Here is a 19,122-nt window from a genome sequence, read left to right on the forward strand (position 1 = left end):
CGCGCCGCCAGCGGCTTTCGTGCCCTCGATCCGGCTTCACCCTCTTGTCGATCCTGCCAATCGGGTCTAGGCAGCGCCCAATTGCATAGGGAACCCCGCGATATGGCCCAATTCGTCCTGCCCAAGAACAGCCGCCCGCAAAAGACGGGCAAGGTCCACAAGGCCGAAGGCGCTACGGCGGTGAAGAAATTCAAAGTCTATCGCTACGACCCCGATAGCGGCCAGAATCCGCGGTTCGACACGTTCGAGATCGACACCGAAAAATGCGGGCCGATGGTGCTCGACGCGCTCATCAAGATGAAGAGCGAGCAGGATTCGTCGCTGACCTTCCGCCGTTCGTGCCGCGAAGGCATCTGCGGCAGCTGTTCGATGAACATGAACGGCAAGAACGGCCTCGCCTGTACGACTGCGATCGAGGATCTGAAGGGTGAGGTCACGATCACCCCGCTGCCCGCGATGGACGTCATCAAGGACCTTGTCCCCGATTTCACCCATTTCTATGCGCAATATGCGTCGATCGAACCCTGGTTGAAGACCAAGACGACGACGCCGAGTGGCAAGGAACGGCTGCAGTCGCCCGCAGATCGCGAAAAGCTCGACGGGCTGTACGAGTGCATCCTGTGCGCCTGCTGTTCGACCAGCTGCCCCAGCTATTGGTGGAACAGCGACAAATTCCTCGGCCCCGCGATCCTGCTTCAGGCCTATCGCTGGCTGGCGGACAGCCGCGACGAAATGACCGGCGAGCGGCTCGACGAACTCGAAGACCCCTTCCGTCTTTATCGCTGCCATACGATCATGAACTGCGCCAACGCCTGCCCGAAGGGCCTCAGCCCGGCGCGTGCGATCGCCGAGATCAAGAAGCTCGAGGCAGAGCGGCAGGTGTGAACGACGGGATCGAGGACCCGAAGCGTCGCGAATATTTCAGCGCCGAGGAACTGGACGACGGCTGGATCAGCTGGGATCTTAAAGACTCGACGCGCTTCAACGCCTTCATCGAACCGCTGACGGTACGCGTTGAGGCGCCAACCGAAGATGGCCGTCCGCGCGCAAGGGTACGGATGCTTCCCGTGCGCAAGCACAGCAACCTGGGCGATAATGTTCATGGCGCGGTGACGTTCGCGCTCGTCGACATTGCGCTGTTCGCGGCGTCGCATCAGTTCGGATCGCTCAATGCCGGACATTCGGTGACGCTCGACCTGTCGACCCAGTTCGTCGGTGCCGGGCGCGTGGGCGAGCCGTTGGACGCGGTCGTCGAACTGGTGCGCGAGACCGGCCGGTTGATCTTCCTGCGCGGGCTTGTCGTTCAGGGCGACGGTGACAGCCATATCGTGCTCAGCTTTGCAGGGACGATCCGCAAGGCGAGCAATAAGTGACCACCGTTCTTGCGGCCTATGACGGGCTGGTCGCAGCGGGCGAACTTCGGCCCGATCCCGCGCAGCGCGCCGCCGCCGAGCGACTGAACCGCTTGCAGGCCGAACTCGAAGCCGTGCCGAAGCGTGGGAGCCTGCTCTGGCGCCTTGCCGGCCGCAAGCCCGAGTCGCTGCGCGGCGTCTATCTTTGGGGCGCGGTCGGGCGCGGCAAGTCGATGCTGATGGATTTATTCTACGATCAGCTTTCGATCCAGCGGAAGCGGCGTGTCCATTTCCATGCCTTCATGATCGATGTTCATGCCCGGATGCGTGAAGTGCGCAAAAGCGAGAGCGGCGATCCGATCCCGCTCGTCGCCGACGCACTCGCCGAAAATACGCGCTGTCTCGCGTTCGACGAGATGGTCGTGAACAACAGCGCCGATGCGATGATCCTCTCGCGTTTGTTCACCGCGCTGATCGACCGCGGGGTGACGATGGTCGCAACCTCGAACCGGCCGCCGACGGATCTTTACAAGGACGGGCTCAACCGCGAGCATTTTCTGCCCTTCATCGCGCTGGTCGAGGAGCGGCTCGACGTGATGGGCCTCAATGGCCCGACCGATTATCGCCGCGACCGGCTGGGTGACGGCGCGCGCTGGTTCGTTCCCGCCGACGACACCGCGAGCGCCGCGCTGTCGGCCGCCTTCTTCCGCCTCACCGACTATCCGCCCGAGGATCGCGACCATGTTCCGACGCTCGAGCTCGATGTCGGCGGCGGGCGGATGCTGCATGTTCCAAAGGCGCTGAAGGGCGTCGCGGTCTTTTCGTTCAAGCGTCTGTGCGGCGAAGCGCGTGGCGCCGCCGATTATCTGGTGGTCGCGCGGCATTTTCATGCCGTGATCATCGTCGGTATCCCGCGCATGGGTCCGGAAAACCGCAACGAGGCGGCGCGTTTCGTCACGCTGATCGACGCGCTTTACGAATATAAGGTCAAGCTGCTCGCGAGTGCGGCGGCGTTGCCCGACCAGCTTTATATCGCAGGCGACGGCGCGTTCGAATTCGAGCGGACGGCGAGTCGGCTCGCCGAAATGCAGTCCGACGACTATCTTGACCTAGGCCATGGATCTGCCGAGGGCGCCATCGCCTAGGCGATCGTTTCGCCAGTGTTGCCATCGTCTAGGCGATGGCGAGCACGACGCCGCTGGCAATCTTTCCCCAGCGCGATGAATTGACCGTCACCGAAATCAGATCGCGCACATAGCGCACCTCATGCGCCAGATGGCCATAGCCCTGCTCGATCGTGCGGCGCAGCGTGCGCAGTGGCTTCGGCGCGGCGATCCCGATCCGCGCGGGGCGCTCGGGCGGTCCGGGCAGGGTCGCGAACCCGCCGCTCGTTACACGCGCGTCGTCCGCGACCGCGCGACACAGAGCCTCCATACGGGAAATCGCGAGGCCGTTCGCGACTTCGCGGTCGCGGCTCAAGAGTTCAAAACTGTGGCTGAACGCCGAAAACTGGATCGCGCCGCTCGCGGCACTATGATCGAGCGCGTCGCGCATCTCTTCTTCGGACAGGGCGCAAAGTTGCGCGGGGCGAAAGCGGCTTGCGCGGTCCATCAGGCCGCTGACCGGTACCTCGCAGACACCGTGATGCGTGCGCATGCCAAGGTTCCCGGCGTCGAGCGAGATGTCGCAACCATGGCCTTGATACGCGCCGTTGAAGCTGCTGTCGAAACGGAAACCCAGAGCGGCGAGCGCACGCAGCGTGTTGTCATTGGCGCCGAAATTGCCGGCGCGAAAGGCGGTGGGTTTGGGCGCGCCGGCGCCCATAAGGATATCGCGGGCGAGCGCGATCAGCTTTTTCTGCGCCGCGAGCGGAAAATCGCCGATGTTGCGCCCGGTCAATCGTCCGACCGGGTTGAAGCGGGCAAAGGCGAGCCATTCGGTGTGGATATGCACCTGCACCTCATGCCCGCGCGTAACGACCGGTTTGACGATCGCGTCGATCACTTCGGGGCCATAGACGAGCGCGGGCATCGGATCGATGAAGAACACTCCGGTCAGGCCATGACGTTCGAGCATATCCATCTGGAAATGGATGCCGAAATCGCCGTCGCGGCACCGGCCGAGAATGGAGCTTTCGAAATTGGCGCGCGCGTCGGCGCCGCGCTGATACAGGCCGGCCGACAATTCGGTGTCAAAGCTGATAATTGCCCGCGTCACGCCTCGCGCTTAGCAGGGCTGCGATAAGGGAGAGTTAACCGGCGCCTGTGGGATATCCCGTATGGTGCGCCACGCTTTGATCAAGTTCGCCTAAGCCCAAAGGATGTGGCAACCCGTCCAAAGACCGGGCTTTTGCGCGGAGCAGGCTTGAGTCAGCTTCGACCGGACATCGGATGGTCCTGCCACATATCCTGCTCTTATTGTTATTGCGAACTATTTGCATAAAAAGGCAGATTTTCGAGCTTTTCGCGGTTGTTTCCTTAAGGGAATCGGCGTAGTGGCGGCGCCAGTCTTGGGACCGGCGTGGCAATTTAGCCCGTGTGCCGACCGGTCTGTGAACCAATTGCCGGGCTTGCCACGAAGGGAGTGCCTCGCGCCATGGGACGCAAGAAAATCGCATTGATCGGCGCCGGGAATATCGGCGGAACGCTGGCGCTGCTCGCCGCGCAAAAGGAACTCGGCGACGTCGTCCTGTTCGATGTCGTCGAAGGCGTGCCGCAGGGCAAGGCGCTCGACCTGTCGCAGGTTGGCCCGGTTCAGGGTTTTGACGCGAAGATCACCGGCACGAACGATTATGCCGATATCGCCGGCGCCGACGTCATCATCGTCACCGCCGGCGTTGCCCGCAAGCCGGGCATGAGCCGCGACGACCTCCTCGGAATCAACCTGAAGGTCATGAAGGCCGTCGGCGAAGGCATCAAGGCCAACGCCCCCGATGCGTTCGTCATCTGCATCACCAACCCGCTCGACGCGATGGTCTGGGCTCTCCGTGAGTTCTCGGGCCTGCCGCACAACAAGGTCGTCGGCATGGCCGGCGTACTCGATTCGGCGCGCTTCAGCCACTTCATCGCCGACGAATTCGACGTGTCGGTCAAGGATGTGAACACCTTCGTCCTCGGTGGCCATGGCGACACGATGGTCCCTGTGACGCGCTATTCGACCGTCAATGGCATCCCCGTTCCCGATCTCGTCAAGATGGGCCTGTCGAGCCAGGACAAGATCGACGCGATCGTCAAGCGCACCCGCGGCGGCGGCGGCGAAATCGTCGCGCTGCTCGGCACCGGCTCGGCCTTCTATGCTCCCGCTGCCTCGGGCATCGCGATGGCCGAAGCCTATCTGGGTGACCAGAAGCGCATCCTGCCCTGCGCCGCCTATGTCGACGGCCAGTACGGCCTCGACGGCCTCTATGTCGGCGTTCCCGTGCTGATCGGCGCCGGCGGCGTCGAGAAGATCGTCGAGATCGCGCTCGACGATGCCGACAAGGCCGGGCTTCAGGTTTCGGTCGACGCGGTCAAGGAATTGCTCGACGCGTGCAAGGCGCTGGACCCCAGCCTCGCCTGATCCTTTTTGGCTGTGCCCGGCGCTTGGCGTCGGGCCGGCTGGCTCTCCCCAGGAGAATTAGAATATGTCCATCCTCATCGACAAGAATACCAAGGTCATCACGCAAGGGATGACTGGTGCCACCGGCACTTTCCACACCGAACAGGCGCTCGCTTACGGCACCAAGATGGTCGGCGGCGTGACGCCGGGCAAGGGCGGCACGACGCATATCGGGCTGCCCAACTTCAACACCGTTGAAGAGGCGAAGGCCGCGACCGGCGCGACCGCGAGCTGCATCTATGTGCCGCCGCCGTTCGCCGCCGATTCGATCCTCGAGGCGATCGATGCCGAGATGGAGCTGATCGTCTGCATCACCGAAGGTATCCCGGTGCTCGACATGGTCAAGGTGAAGCGCGCGCTGTCGGGTTCGAAATCGCGCCTGATCGGCCCGAACTGCCCCGGCGTGCTGACGCCCGGCGAATGCAAGATCGGCATCATGCCCGGCAGCATCTTTTCGAAGGGCAGCGTGGGCGTCGTGTCGCGTTCGGGCACGCTGACCTATGAAGCGGTGTTCCAGACGACGAACGTCGGCCTTGGCCAGACCACCGCGGTCGGCATCGGCGGTGACCCCGTCAACGGCACGAACTTCATCGACGTGCTCGAACTCTTCCTCGCCGACGAAGCCACCAAGTCGATCATCATGATCGGCGAAATCGGCGGCGACGCCGAGGAGCAGGCCGCCCAGTTCCTGATCGACGAAGCGAAGCGCGGCCGCAAAAAGCCGATGGCCGGCTTCATCGCGGGCCGCACCGCGCCTCCGGGCCGCCGCATGGGCCACGCCGGTGCGATCGTGTCGGGCGGCAAGGGCGACGCCGAAAGCAAGATTGCGGCGATGGAAGCCGCGGGCATTTCGGTGTCGGCGAGCCCGTCGGAGCTCGGCACCACGCTCGCCGAAGTGCTGAAGGAACGCGTCTGATCGGACGGCCCGCCGGCACCCTTTGCCGGCGGGCCTCCGCTCCCCATATAGATCCCACCCCTACCTCCCCGTGGAAAAGCAGATGAACCTCGAACGACAAAGCTTCGACATCGACGAGCCGCAGGCCGGCCCGAGCTGGGCGCCGAAGAACTGGCCCCAGATCGACAGCGACGACCTGACTGCCGCGCTTGATCCGCAGCAGATGCAGGTCCTTGTGAAGGCGGCCGCTGCCAAGGCCGGCGCGCCTTTGTCGAACGCCGAAGTCGAGCGCGCCGCGGACGATTCGATCCGCGCGATGATGCTGATCCGCACGTATCGCGTACGCGGTCATCTGGCGGCCAATCTCGATCCGCTCGGCCTCAGCCAGCGCGAGCTGCCTGCCGATCTGACGCCCGAATTTCACGGCTTTGCCGGCGCCGACCAGGATCGGCCGGTGTTTATCGGCGGCGCGCTGGGGCTTGAGAAGGCGAGTATTCGCGAAATCGTCGCGATCTTGCGCGCCAATTATTGCGGCAACGTCGGCCTTGAATATATGCACATCTCCGACATCGAGGAGCGTGCGTTTCTTCAGGAGCGGATGGAGGGCGCCGACAAGATCATCGAATTTTCGGTCGAGGGCAAACGCGCCATCCTGAACAAGGTGATCGAGGCCGAGGAATGGGAGAAATTCCTCGCGCGCAAATATGTCGGGACCAAGCGTTTCGGGCTCGACGGCGGCGAATCGATGATCCCTGCAATGGAAGCCATCATCAAATATGGCGGCCAGTATGGCGTGAAGGAAATCGTCTATGGCATGGCGCACCGCGGGCGCCTCAACATGCTCGCGAACGTGCTCGCCAAGCCGTACAAGGTGATCTTCCACGAATTTGCAGGCGGATCGGCGAACCCCGACGATGTCGGCGGGTCGGGCGACGTCAAATATCACCTCGGCACCTCGACCGACCGCGAATTCGGCGGCGCATCGGTGCACATGTCGCTGGTTCCCAATCCCTCGCACCTTGAGGCAGCCGATCCTGTCGTGCTGGGCAAGGTGCGCGCACAACAGGTCGTGCGCGACGACCTCGACAAGCATGAGCAGGTGCTGCCGGTTCTGATCCATGGCGACGCGGCGTTCGCGGGGCAGGGGATCGTCTGGGAATGCCTCGGCTTCTCGGGCATCCGGGGTTACAATACCGGCGGTTGCATCCACTTCATCGTCAACAACCAGATCGGCTTTACGACCAGCCCGCAATATGCGCGTTCGTCGCCCTATCCGTCGGATGTGGCAAAGGGCGTGATGGCGCCGATCCTGCACGTCAACGGCGACGACCCCGAAGCGGTGACCTTTGCGTGCAAGCTCGCGATCGATTTCCGCCAGCAGTTCAAGCGGGACGTCGTGATCGACATGTGGTGCTATCGCCGCTTCGGTCACAACGAAGGTGACGAGCCGTCGTTCACGCAGCCGTTGATGTATGCGGTCATCCGTCAGCATCCGCCGGTATCGCAGTTGTGCGCCGCAAAGCTCGAGGCCGAGGGGGTGATCGACGCTGCGTGGGCCGATGCCCACCGCGCCGAATTCGTTGCGCGGCTCGAAGGCGATTTCGAAGCGGCGAAAAGCTACAAGCCAAACAAGGCCGACTGGTTCGCCGGGCGCTGGTCGGGGCTGCATGCCCCCGCCGATCCGGAAAACGCGCGCCGTAACATCTCGACGGGCGTCAGCGACAAATTGTTCGATTCGATCGGTCGTGTGATGACGACGATCCCGGGCGATCTCGACGTGCACAAGACGCTGCGGCGCGTGATCGATGCGCGCGGCGCGATGTTCGCCGACAAGAGCGACACCGAGGTGTTCGACTGGGCGACCGCCGAAAGCCTCGCTTTCGGTACCTTGCTCAGCGAGGGCTATCAGGTGCGTCTCTCGGGCCAGGATTCGGGCCGCGGCACGTTCAGCCAGCGTCACGCGGTCTGGGTCGACCAGAAGGACGAGCGCAAATATGTGCCTTTGACTACCGTGCCGCACGGCCGGTTCGAAGTGCTCGACAGCCCGCTGTCCGAATATGGCGTGCTCGGTTTCGAATATGGCTATGCGATGGCCGATCCGAAGAGCCTCGTGCTCTGGGAAGCGCAGTTCGGCGATTTCGCCAACGGTGCGCAGATCATGATCGACCAGTTTATCGCATCGGGCGAGGCCAAGTGGCTGCGCGCCAACGGTCTCGTGCTGCTGTTGCCGCACGGTTATGAAGGGCAGGGGCCTGAACATAGCTCGGCGCGTCTCGAACGCTTCCTGCAACTGTGCGCGGGCGACAATATCCAGGTGTGCAATATCTCGACCCCGTCGAACTATTTCCACGTTCTGCGCCGCCAGATGCTGCGTCCGTTCCGCAAGCCGCTGATCATCATGACCCCGAAGTCGCTGCTGCGCCACAAGCTGGCCGTGTCGCAGCGTTCGGACTTCATCGGTGACGCGCATTTCCGCCGCATCATGTCGGACCGCACGCCGCCCGCCGACAAGGACGTCAAGCGCGTCGTCCTCTGTTCGGGCAAGGTCGGCTATGACCTGATGGAAGCGCGCGATGCCGCGGGCCTGACCGACACGACGGTCGTCCGCCTCGAGCAGATTTATCCCTTCCCGGGCGAACCGCTCAGCGTTCGTCTGAAGCGGATGCCGAACCTCGAAGAGGTGGTGTGGGCGCAGGAAGAACCGCGCAACAATGGCGCCTGGTTCTTCGTCAACGAACTGATCGAAGAGGCGCTGACCGACGCCGGCAAGAAGGGCATGCGGCCGCGCTATGCGGGCCGTACCGCTGCGGCCTCGCCCGCGACGGGCCTGATGAGCCGCCACCAGACCGAACAGTCGGCGCTCGTCGCCGACGCGCTCGGCCTGTCGGTCCGCGCCGAAATCCGCCGTACCAAGAATAAAGCCTGAGCCCAAAGCTTAAGCCCCGAAGGAACTGCACCTATGAGCACCGAAGTCAAAGTCCCCACGCTGGGCGAAAGCGTCACCGAAGCGACGATCGGCGAATGGCTGAAGAAGCCCGGCGAAGCGGTTGCGCTCGACGAGCCGATCGCGAGCCTTGAAACCGACAAGGTCGCGGTTGAGGTTCCTTCGCCCGTCGCGGGCGTGATGGGACAGCAGCTTGCCGCGGTCGGCGACACGGTCAATGTCGGCGCGGCGATCGCGACGATCGAGGCTGGCGGCGCTGCCGCTGCTCCCGCGCCTGCTGCCGCCCGCGCACCGGCCCCGGCGAAGGCCGAAGCGGCAGCTCCGGCGCCCGCAACCAGCGCGAATGAGGAAGCCGGTGACGGCGTCACGACCTTGTCGCCGGCGGTGCGCCGCCTCGTGCTCGAGCATGGCGTCGACCCCAGCAAGATCAAGGGCACCGGCAAGGACGGCCGCCTGACCAAGGAAGATGTGCTCGCCGCTGCCAGCGCTGCGCCCGATGTTGTGGCTGCTCCCGCTGCCGCCGCACCCGCTCCGGTCGCCAGCGGCACGCCGGGCCGCCACGAAGAGCGCGTCAAGATGACGCGCATGCGCCAGACGATCGCCAAGCGGCTGAAGTCGGCGCAGGATACCGCCGCGATGCTTACGACGTTCAATGACGTCGACATGTCGGCGGTGATGGCGACGCGCGACAAATATCGCGAAAGCTTCGAGAAGAAGCATGGTGTCCGTCTGGGCTTCATGAGCTTCTTCACCAAGGCGGTCGCGCTTGCTGCGCATGACATCCCGGCGGTCAACGCGCGGATCGACGGCGACGAGATCGTCTATCACGACTATCTGGATGTCTCGGTCGCGGTCAGCGCGCCGAACGGCCTTGTTGTTCCCGTCGTGCGCAACGCCGACAGCCTGTCGTTCGCCGACATCGAAAAGGCGATCGCTGATCTTGGCAAGCGCGCCAAGGACGGCACGCTGACGATCGACGACATGACCGGCGGCACCTTCACCATCTCGAACGGCGGCGTGTTCGGCGGCCTGATGTCGACCCCGATCATCAATCCGCCGCAGTCGGCGGTGCTCGGCCTCCACCGCATCGAGGATCGCCCCGTCGTCCGGAACGGCGAGATCGTGATCCGTCCGATGATGTATCTGGCGATGAGCTATGACCATCGCCTGATCGACGGCCGCGAAGCGGTGACCTTCCTCAAGACGGTCAAGGAAGCGATCGAGGATCCGACGCGCCTGCTGATCGATCTTTGATCGGATGATCTCTCTGTCTGCCCGTCCGATTCTGGCCTTCGTTGCAATCGCCGCGCTCGCGGGCTGCAGCGAGGGCGAAAGCCGCATGCAAAAGGGCTTCGAGGATGGGCTCAAGACCAGCTTCGTTGAGAGCTTCGGCGAATCGTGCCGCACGGCGGCCGAAGGTAGCGGGGCGACCGCAGACGTGGCTGCCAAGGTGTGCAAATGTACGGCCGACGAATTGATCAAGAAATATAGCGCATCGGAACTGATCGGTCTGTCGCCCGAAACGGCGGCGCCGGTTATGAAAGCATGCGCCGCGAAATCCGGGCTACCCATTTGAGCGGATTCGCTCGTCCGGGTGCCAGGCAGAAAATTGAGGTAGATTGAACATGGCTGATTACGACTACGACGTCCTTGTCATCGGTTCGGGCCCCGGCGGTTATGTCGCGGCGATCCGTGCGGCGCAGCTGGGCCTGAAGACCGCGTGCGCCGAAGGGCGCGAGACGCTGGGCGGCACCTGCCTCAACGTCGGCTGCATCCCTTCGAAGGCGATGCTCCACGCGTCGGAATATTATGACGCCGCCGCGAATGGTTCGATGGCGAAGATGGGGATCGACGTGACCCCCAAGCTGAACCTGCCGGCGATGCACGGCCAGCGCATCGACGCGGTGAAGGGCCTGACCGGCGGCATCGAATTCCTGTTCAAGAAGAACAAGGTCGACTGGCTGAAGGGCTATGCTAATTTCACGTCGGCCGACACCGTCGAGGTCGCGGGCAAGGCCTATCGTGCCAAGAATATCATCATCGCGACGGGCTCGTCGGTCACCCCGCTGCCCGGCGTCGCGGTCGATAACGACAAGCAGATCATCGTCGATTCGACCGGCGCGCTGGAGCTTGCCAAGGTGCCGGAGCATATGGTCGTCATCGGCGGCGGCGTCATCGGGCTCGAACTCGGCAGCGTGTGGCGCCGCCTTGGCGCGAAGGTCACCTGCGTCGAGTTCCTCGACCAGATCCTGCCGGGCATGGACGCCGACGTCCGCAAGGATGCAAACCGTATCTTCAAGAAGCAGGGCATCGAATTCAAGCTGAAGACCAAGGTCACCAAGGCCGACGTCAAGGGCAAAAAGGCGGTGCTGACGCTCGAACCCGCCGCTGGCGGCGATGCCGAAACGCTCGAAGCCGATGTCGTGCTCGTGTCGATCGGGCGCCGTCCGAACACCGACGGGCTGGGTCTCGACAAGGCGGGGATCGCGGTCAACCAGCGCGGCCAGATCGAAACCGATCATGATTTCAGCACGCAGGTCCCCGGCATATGGGCAATCGGCGACGTTATCCCCGGCCCGATGCTTGCGCACAAGGCCGAGGATGAAGGCATCGCCTGCGCCGAGAATATCGCGGGGCTGACCGGCATCGTGAATCATGATGTCATTCCCAGCGTCGTCTACACGATGCCCGAAATCGCCGGTGTCGGCCTGACCGAAGAGCAGGCCAAGGAAAAGGGCGAGGTGAAGGTCGGCAAATTCCCGATGGCGGGCAACAGCCGCGCCAAGACCAACCACGAGCCCGACGGTTTCGTGAAGATCATCTCCGACGCCAAAAGCGACCGCGTTCTTGGCGTATGGTGCATCGCGAGCGTTGCGGGCACGATGATCGCCGAAGCCGCGATTGCGATGGAATTTGGCGCAACATCCGAAGACATCGCCTATACCTGCCATGCGCATCCGACGCATAGCGAGGCGATCAAGGAAGCGGCGATGGCGGTGACGGGCAAGCCGATCCACATCTGACGAAACAAAATAGGGGAGAGAGTTATGGCGAAGCATTGGCTGGGAGCAGCGGCTTCGCTGACCCTCTCCCTTATAGCGCCGGGGGCGCAGGCGGCCCCTGATCTGTCGGCAGCGAACGCGCGACTGGCCGCGTTGCTCGACAAGAACTACCCGGCGCTCGACGCGCTCTACAAGGATCTGCACCTGCATCCCGAACTGGGGATGCAGGAGGTCCGCACCGCAGGCATTCTGGCGCAACACCTGCGCAAGGCGGGTTTCACCGTGACCGAAAAGGTCGGCGGCACCGGCGTCGTCGGCGTGCTCAAGAATGGCGAGGGGCCGACGATCCTGATCCGCGCCGACATGGACGCGCTGCCGATGGAGGAAAAGACCGGGCTTGCGTGGTCGAGCAAGGCGCGCGCGACCTATGAGGGCAAGGATGTGCCGGTCATGCACGCGTGCGGTCACGATACGCATGTCGCGTATCTCGTCGGCGTCGCGCAGGCTTTGAGCGCGATGCGCGACAGCTGGTCGGGCACCGTCGTGCTGATCGGCCAGCCCGCCGAGGAGATATTGAAGGGCGCGAAAGCCATGCTCGATGACGGGCTGCTAACGCGCTTTCCGAAACCCGATTACGGTTTTGCGGCGCATGTGTTGAACGGGCCCGCCGGGACGATCGGGATCAAGGCTGGCACCGCCTTCTCTGCGTCCGACAGCTATTCGATCACCTTCCACGGCCGCGGCGGACATGGTTCGATGCCGTCGGCGGCGCTCGACCCGATTCCGATCGCGGCGCGCTTTGTGACTGATGTGCAGACGGTGATCAGCCGCGAAAAGGATCCCTATGCCTTCGGCGTGTTGACGATCGGCGCGATCAATGCGGGCAGCGCGCCCAATATCATCCCCGACAGCGCCGAGGTGAAGGTCAACATCCGCTCGCTGACTCCCGAGGTGCGCCAGCTGCTGCGCTCGGGCGCCGAGCGGTCGGCGAAGGCGGCTGCGATGATGGGCAACGCGCCCGAACCGACGATCACCTATCTGACCGGCACCGCGAGCCTCGTGAACAACGAGTCGATGGCGGCGAATGGTTTCGCCATCTTGAAGCCGGTATTCGGCGAACGCCTGCTCTTCGCGCCGGCCAGCGGGGCGCCGGTGCCCGCGAGCGAGGATTATTCGGAATTCGTCGACGCGGGCATCCCGTCGCTCTATTTCGCGATCGGCGGCTATGACCCCGCGGTCCTCGCCGACCTGAAGGCGAAGGGCCAGCCGGTGCCCACGAATCATTCGCCCTTCTTCGCTCCGACCGCCGAACCCACAATCCGCAATGCCGTGTCGGCAATCGTCCTGTCGGTCATCGGCGGTGTGCGGCCGGGCAACCGGTAAAGCCCGATGTTCGATATCGACAATGCGCTGATCGTCCGGCTGCTCGACCTTGTCGGGATCGGCGTCTTCGCCTTGTCGGGCGCGTTGATGGCGGTACGGCTGCGTCAGACGCTGGTCACCGCGTGCTTCTTTGCATTGGTGACCGGCGTTGGCGGCGGCAGCGTTCGCGACCTTCTGATCGGTGCGCCCGTCTTTTGGGTGCAGGACGGCGCGATTGCTGCGGTGTGCATCGCAATCGCGCTGATCGTCTGGATGACCCCCGAACGCTGGTGGCAGGGGCAATTGCTCGAATGGGCCGATGCCTTGGGCCTTGCCGCCTATGCCGTGTTCGGCACGGCGAAAGCGATGGCGTGGGGCGTGCCGCCCGTGCCGGCGATGCTGATGGGCGTGATCACCGGCTGCGTCGGCGGCACGATCCGCGACATCCTCGCCGGGGTGCCGTCGATCATCGTGCGGCCCGAAATCTATGTTACCGCGGCCGCGCTCGCGTCGGGGTTGTTTGTTCTCCTGCTCTGGCTCGGCGTCGGGACGCCGATTGCGGCGGTGACGGGCGCGGTCGCGGGGTTCATCCTGCGCGGCGCCGCAATCCGCTGGTCGCTTGCGCTTCCCGCCTACCGCGACCCCAAAAGCGGATAGGCCCAAAAAGCGGACAGGCTTGCCAAATTGCGAAACTCTGTCAGTTTCGCCTTATGAACAGTGATGTCAGCACCATCGCCCAGCGGGTGCGCGATCAGGCGCGCGCCTTGCCCGACCTGTTCGGCCGCTTCGATTTCGACAAGGCGCCCGAGCGCTGGGCGCCCGAGGCCGACGCGGTGAGCGAACTCAGCCGCGTCCGCAGCATCGACCGCGCGGCCTATCTTGATGACCCCGATCTGCTCGCGCGCATCCGCGAATATACGATGCTCGGCGACGTGACGGGCGATGCCTATGCTGCGCTGATGCCGCGGCTTGGTTTCCAGCAGACGGTCGCGATGCTGGTCGAGGCGTGCGACAAGGGCATCGAGGCCGTCGACGATGCGCCGCCCGAACTCGCGGCGCTGATCCGCGAGATGGAGCAGAAGCCCGAGTGGCTTGACATGGAGCTGGTCGAGGAGGGCGCGGCGTATGAACGCAATGCCACCGCGAACCTGTCGCCCTTCCTGATCCGCGGCGCGTTTATCGCGACCTTCCTTAACAAATATTCGGCGCTACCCATGGCGCTGACGGGGACGCTCGGTCAGGCGACCGCAGCGCGGCGGGTCAAGGAAACCGCGACCTTCTTCGCCACGACCGCGCTTCCCGGTGCGCTCGACCGCTTTGGACCGGGGTTCAAGGCCGCGGCGATGGTGCGGCTGATGCATTCGATGGTGCGAGTCAATGTGCTGTCGCGCCCCGGCATGTGGGATGTCGAAACCTATGGCATGCCGATCCCGCAGCTCGACCAGATGCCGGCCGGGCTGATCCCCGTCTATTTCCTGTCGCAGGAAGTGCTGGCGAAGGGCCGCAGCAACTTCACCCGGCTCGAGCGTGCGCGTGTCGAGCTGGCGCGCTATCGCTGCTACCTGCTCGGGCTGCCCGAGGATCTGCTGGCAGACACGCCGCAGGAGATCGTTCGCATCTGGCGCACGCGCAGCGCGACGCTGCGTTATGAATATGACGACCAGGTCTGCGGCGGGCTGCTGCGCGCCACGATGGACGCCGAACTGTCGAAGGACATGTCGCCGAAGGGACAGGTGAAGCGCCGGCTCGAGCATTCGGTCAGCCGCGTATTCTTCGTGAAGGCCTTCCTCGCCGGCGACGAGGAACGCGCAGCGACTGTCGGCGTGCCGGTGCGGCGGCGCGACCATCTGATTTATGGCGCGACGATGCTCGGGATCGCAGGGCGCATGGCCGCCTATCGCGTCGCCTCGCGGCTGCCCATCGTGCGCCACCTTGCCGACCGCCGTCTCGTGCGCCGGATCGAGCGCCAGCTCGATGGGTATGGCCGCGCGGAATTCACTTCGAACGCCGCAAATTACAAACCCGCCACCGCGGGTTGATCCAACCTCGATCCAAGGGATTTCCATGCAGACCGAACAGGCGACCGTTAATGGCATCAGCATCACTTATGAAGACAAGGGAGCGAAGGACGCCCCGGTCATTCTGTTGGTGATGGGGCTGGGCGGCCAGCTCACCTTGTGGCCCGACGAGTTCGTCGACGCGCTGAACGAACGCGGCTTTCGCACCATCCGCTACGACAATCGCGACGTCGGCCTCTCGACGCGGTTCGATTCCGCGGGCGTACCGAACGTTAAATGGATGATCGTCAAATCGGTGATCGGGCTGCCGATCCGGCCCGCTTACACCCTTGCCGACATGGCGGCGGACGGCATCGGCTTGCTCGACCATCTGGGCATCGACCGCGCGCATATCGTCGGCGTGTCGATGGGTGGGATGATCTCGCAGCATATCGCCGCGCGCTATCCACAGCATGTGCTGTCGTTGACCTCGGTGATGTCGACCACGGGGAACCGCCGCCTGCCACGCGCCAAGAAGGAGGCGATGCAGGTGCTCGCCAACCGACCGATGAATGGCGACAAGGAAGCGCTGATCGCTTATTCGGTGGGCGCCGCGCGGGTGATCGGCAGCCCGGGCTATCCGTCTGCCGAAGACCGGCTGCAGCGCCGCGTCCGCGCCGACTTCGAGCGCGGCTGGTATCCGCAGGGCGTGGCGCGTCAGATGGCTGCAATCGTTGCCGATGGCGACCGGCGTGTTTTGCTCAGGGACATCAAGGCGCCGACGCTCGTCATCCATGGCGAGGACGACCCGCTGGTGCCGCTTCCGGGTGGGCGCGACACGGCGGAGAATATCGCAGGCGCGCGGCTGTTGACGATCCCCGGCATGGGGCATGATCTGCCGCTCGCGCTCGTCGACACGATGGCCGATGCGATTGCGGTGCACGCGAAACAGGTTGCCGTCGCGGCGTAATCCTCCCCTCCCGCAAGCGGGAGGGGGACATCATTTCAACAGCAATGCCATCGTCGCGAAGAACCCCGTCGCCTCGGCCTTGCCAGAACGCGGGATGGCGGGGAGGTAGGCGCGGCAGTCGAGGCACGATGCCTGCACCGACCCCGCCTGCGTCAGCATTGTCATATCCTGCAACAGGCGCCGTTCGGTCAGCTGGCGGTTCATTGCGGCGATGCCGAACCAGCCGCGCGGCAATGCTGCGGTTTCTTTCTCGGCGCCCGACCAGCTTGCGAGCATCTTCGAAAATTCGCTCGGCTCGTCCTCGAAATATCTGGCGTGGAAATCGCCGTCGACCTTGGCGAGCTTGGCCGCTGCCGCCAGCGCGTCGGGGAGGCCGCCGAACTGGTCGATCAGCCCGATCTGCCGTGCGGTGCCGCCCGCCCATACGCGCCCTTCGGCTATCGTGCGGATTTTCTCGATCGGCTGCTTGCGGCTTTTTGCGACGAGGCCGGTGAAGCGGCCATAAATGTCCTCAACGCTGGCCTGCGCCAGCGCGTTGAACTCGTCGTTGACGCCGCCGAACACGTCGGGCTGCCCCGACAGCGGGGTCGTGGCGATGCCGTCGGCGTTGACGCCGATCTTGGCGACTGCCTGATCGAAGCTGGGCAGGATGCCGAACACGCCGATCGATCCGGTAATCGTCTCGGGCTCGGCAAAGATGCGGTCAGCGGGGGTCGCGACCCAATAGCCGCCCGATGCCGCGACATTTGCCATCGACACGACGATTGGCAGCTTCTTTGCCTTGGCGGCGAGCAGCGCCTGGCGGATTTCTTCGGACGCGAGCACCGAGCCGCCGGGCGAATCGACGCGGAGCACGATCGCCTTGATGCTGCTGTCGGCCGCTGCGTCGAGGATATGCTGGGCGATGGTTTCGCCGCCCGCGACGCCGGTCGGGGCTTCGCCGTCGACGATTTCGCCGACGATCGGAACGACCGCGATGGCGAGGCCCTTTTGCTCGGGCGGGTTGGCGGCGACCCAGTTTTCGAGCGGGATCGCGTTATATTCCCACGGCTTGCTGTCGTCGGCCGCGCCGCTGATGTCGGCAACGCGGCTGTTGAACGCCATGCGGCTGCCGAGCTTGTCGATCAGACCCGCGTCGAGCGACGCTTTCGACAGGTCGTTGCCCGCGGCGCGCACGGCGCCGGCGGTGTCGGCGATATAGGTATCGACCTTGGCCGCGGGCCGCGCCTTCTTCACGTCGGTCAGCCAGTTTTCCCACAGGACGCTGGCATAGGCGAGATCGGCTTCCTTCGCTTCGGGCGACTGGTCGGTGCGCAGGAAAGGTTCGACCGCGCTTTTGAAGGTGCCGACGCGGTAGATATGCGCGGTGATGCCAAGCCGGTCCATCAGCCCCTTGTAGTAAAGGCGCGATCCGCCGGGTCCCGCGATCGCAACACCGCCGATATTGTCGGCCCAGACTTCGCTGGCGTGCGCGGCGACCTGATAGCTGTCGGTGGTGTAGGCGGTGGCAAAGGCGAGCACGGGCTTCTTTTTCGCGCGCACCTTGTCGACCGCCGCGCCGATTTCGGCGAGCGAGACCTGTCCGCCGCCGAGAAAGCGGTCGAGGTCGAGAACGACCGAGGTCACGCGCTTGTCGACCGCCGCAGTTTCGAGGGCATGGACAACGTCGCGGACGCGAATTTCCTTGATCTGTGCCCCGCCCGACAGTGCGGCGAGCGGGTCGACTTCCGACGGCTGCTCGCTAACGATGCCGTCGAGTTCGACCAGCAGTGCGCCCTGACTAACCGGCAGGCCGGCGTTGGGGCGTCCCGCCAGCAGGCCGAACAAGGCGACAAAGAAGAGCAGCAGGAAGATCAGCGCGAGCGCATCCTTGATCCCGACGAGCAGGTTCCAGACCTTGCGCGGAAAGCTTGTGGCCGACCTGGGCTTGTCCTCACCCGGCAGCGGCCGGCGCACGGGAATGGCCCAGGGGCCGGCGGGATCATTGGGCGTGTTCGCGGTGGTATCGGTCATGCCCGCGAACCTAGGGATGCGCCTCGCCCTTGGCAATGCACGCTTCGACGGGCGGGCCATGCCATCGCATCGGCGGCGTCAGAGCCAGCCTTCGCGGCGATACCAGCGCACCGTCTCGGCCAGCGCGTCGTCGGTGTCGCGCTCGGCGCGCCACAGGTCCGCGGGGGGGCGGGCGCCGTCGGTTGCGACCCAATCGGGATGGGCGATATAGCGAGCACGGTCGGGTGTCAGCTTGGCGCGGCTGCGGCGGACGAGCCGGTCGAGCCGCCCGCCCGCCTTGAGCAGCAAGGCGGGGGTCGCGACCGTCGACAGGCTCTGCCGTCCGACGGCGCGTCCGACCGCGCGGGCAAAACCGCGATGCGACCAACCGGTCGGCTTGCCATCGTCGGGTTCATAAACCTGACCGATGCTTGCGCCGCGATCACCGGCCAGCGCGACGAGAAGCCGCGCGAGTTCATCGACATAGATCGCCGACATGCGCCCGCTGGGCACCAGCGCAATCCCGCGCCGCGCCATGCGGAACAGGTCGAGCATTTCGGTGTCGCCGGGGCCGAACACCGCGGGCGGGCGGACGATCGTCCAGTCAAGACCGCTGTCCCGTACAAGGGTTTCGGCGTGCTCCTTCGACCAGCCATAGTTGGACAGGCCCGGTTCGCGCGCCGCCAGCGAAGAGACATGGACGAGCCGTGTCACGCCCCCCTTGCGCGCGGCTTGGACCACGTTGCCGGTCGCTGTTGCATTGCCTGTCTCGAACGCGGCGCGGGTGGGTACGTTGACCACCCCGGCGATGTGCATGACGACATCGGCGCCCGCCGCCATTTCGGCGAGGCTGTCGGGCTGGTCGAGCGCGCCCATGATCCAAGTCACGCCATCGCGTTCAGGCTGCGGTCGGCGGGTGAGGGCGCGGACGTGCCAGCCGGCTGCGACCGCATCGCGCATCGTCGCGCCGCCCACGAATCCGGTTGCGCCCGTCATCGCCAAGACGCGTTG

At 64.6% G+C, this 19,122-nt stretch carries 16 protein-coding genes; 13 read left to right on the top strand and 3 right to left on the bottom strand.

The window, feature by feature from the left end:
- The first annotated feature begins 102 nt into the window (after positions 1-102).
- Genes AC3A43_RS14275 through zapE form a run of 3 tightly spaced genes read left to right on the top strand, consistent with a single transcriptional unit; the run spans position 103 to position 2,497 of the window.
- Positions 103-885 (top strand): succinate dehydrogenase iron-sulfur subunit, encoded by a 783-nt coding sequence (locus tag AC3A43_RS14275; RefSeq protein WP_487793220.1) that lies wholly within the window; start codon positions 103-105, stop codon positions 883-885.
- A complete protein-coding gene (locus tag AC3A43_RS14280; protein WP_487793221.1) occupies positions 882-1,373 on the top strand; it encodes a PaaI family thioesterase in 492 nt (163 codons plus the stop codon). Before AC3A43_RS14275 ends, AC3A43_RS14280 begins: the two co-directional genes overlap by 4 nt.
- On the top strand, positions 1,370-2,497 hold the full coding sequence (gene zapE, locus AC3A43_RS14285; protein WP_487793222.1) for a cell division protein ZapE: 1,128 nt from the start codon (positions 1,370-1,372) through the stop codon (positions 2,495-2,497). The genes AC3A43_RS14280 and zapE overlap by 4 nt, the downstream gene beginning before the upstream one ends.
- Before the next feature lie 28 nt (positions 2,498-2,525).
- Here zapE and AC3A43_RS14290 read toward each other — a convergent pair whose 3' ends face one another.
- Positions 2,526-3,569: a polysaccharide deacetylase family protein gene (locus AC3A43_RS14290; protein WP_487793223.1), complete on the bottom strand. Its 1,044-nt coding sequence runs from the start codon at positions 3,567-3,569 to the stop codon at positions 2,526-2,528.
- Positions 3,570-3,947: 378 nt separating this feature from the next.
- Between AC3A43_RS14290 and mdh the strand changes: the two genes are divergently transcribed.
- The 10 genes from mdh (at position 3,948) to AC3A43_RS14340 (ending at position 16,119) form a co-directional block, all read left to right on the top strand.
- Positions 3,948-4,910: a malate dehydrogenase gene (mdh, locus tag AC3A43_RS14295; protein ID WP_487793224.1), complete on the top strand. Its 963-nt coding sequence runs from the start codon at positions 3,948-3,950 to the stop codon at positions 4,908-4,910.
- A gap of 64 nt (positions 4,911-4,974) precedes the next feature.
- Complete coding sequence (sucD, locus tag AC3A43_RS14300; protein ID WP_487793225.1) at positions 4,975-5,865, top strand: succinate--CoA ligase subunit alpha; 891 nt, start codon at positions 4,975-4,977, stop codon at positions 5,863-5,865.
- Between the two features lie 82 nt (positions 5,866-5,947).
- Positions 5,948-8,770: a 2-oxoglutarate dehydrogenase E1 component gene (locus tag AC3A43_RS14305; protein ID WP_487793226.1), complete on the top strand. Its 2,823-nt coding sequence runs from the start codon at positions 5,948-5,950 to the stop codon at positions 8,768-8,770.
- A gap of 33 nt (positions 8,771-8,803) precedes the next feature.
- On the top strand, positions 8,804-10,042 hold the full coding sequence (gene odhB / locus AC3A43_RS14310; protein WP_487793227.1) for a 2-oxoglutarate dehydrogenase complex dihydrolipoyllysine-residue succinyltransferase: 1,239 nt from the start codon (positions 8,804-8,806) through the stop codon (positions 10,040-10,042).
- Between the two features lie 4 nt (positions 10,043-10,046).
- The gene (locus tag AC3A43_RS14315; RefSeq protein ID WP_487793228.1) at positions 10,047-10,364 is read left to right on the top strand and encodes a hypothetical protein; all 318 of its coding nucleotides are present in this window, start codon (positions 10,047-10,049) and stop codon (positions 10,362-10,364) included.
- Positions 10,365-10,413: 49 nt separating this feature from the next.
- Positions 10,414-11,811, top strand: a complete 1,398-nt coding sequence (gene lpdA / locus AC3A43_RS14320; RefSeq protein WP_487793229.1) for a dihydrolipoyl dehydrogenase — start codon at positions 10,414-10,416, stop codon at positions 11,809-11,811.
- Positions 11,812-11,835: 24 nt separating this feature from the next.
- Positions 11,836-13,173, top strand: coding sequence for an amidohydrolase (locus AC3A43_RS14325; protein ID WP_487793230.1), 1,338 nt, complete (start codon positions 11,836-11,838; stop codon positions 13,171-13,173).
- Positions 13,174-13,179: 6 nt separating this feature from the next.
- Positions 13,180-13,809: a trimeric intracellular cation channel family protein gene (locus AC3A43_RS14330; protein WP_487793231.1), complete on the top strand. Its 630-nt coding sequence runs from the start codon at positions 13,180-13,182 to the stop codon at positions 13,807-13,809.
- A 53-nt stretch (positions 13,810-13,862) separates the two neighbouring features.
- Entirely contained in the window at positions 13,863-15,191 is a 1,329-nt protein-coding gene (locus tag AC3A43_RS14335) for an oxygenase MpaB family protein (RefSeq protein ID WP_487793232.1), read from the top strand.
- Positions 15,192-15,216: 25 nt separating this feature from the next.
- Positions 15,217-16,119: an alpha/beta fold hydrolase gene (locus AC3A43_RS14340; protein ID WP_487793233.1), complete on the top strand. Its 903-nt coding sequence runs from the start codon at positions 15,217-15,219 to the stop codon at positions 16,117-16,119.
- A 30-nt stretch (positions 16,120-16,149) separates the two neighbouring features.
- On the opposite strand, the gene sppA is transcribed toward AC3A43_RS14340, so the two are convergent.
- Complete coding sequence (gene sppA, locus AC3A43_RS14345; RefSeq protein ID WP_487793234.1) at positions 16,150-18,132, bottom strand: signal peptide peptidase SppA; 1,983 nt, start codon at positions 18,130-18,132, stop codon at positions 16,150-16,152.
- 78 nt (positions 18,133-18,210) lie between these two features.
- Positions 18,211-19,107 carry an NAD-dependent epimerase/dehydratase family protein gene (locus AC3A43_RS14350; protein ID WP_487793235.1) on the bottom strand — a complete coding sequence of 299 codons (897 nt, stop codon included), beginning with the start codon at positions 19,105-19,107 and terminating at the stop codon, positions 18,211-18,213.
- Between the last annotated feature and the right edge of the window lie 15 nt (positions 19,108-19,122).

This window comes from Sphingopyxis sp. Soil_C_28 (assembly GCF_057657055.1).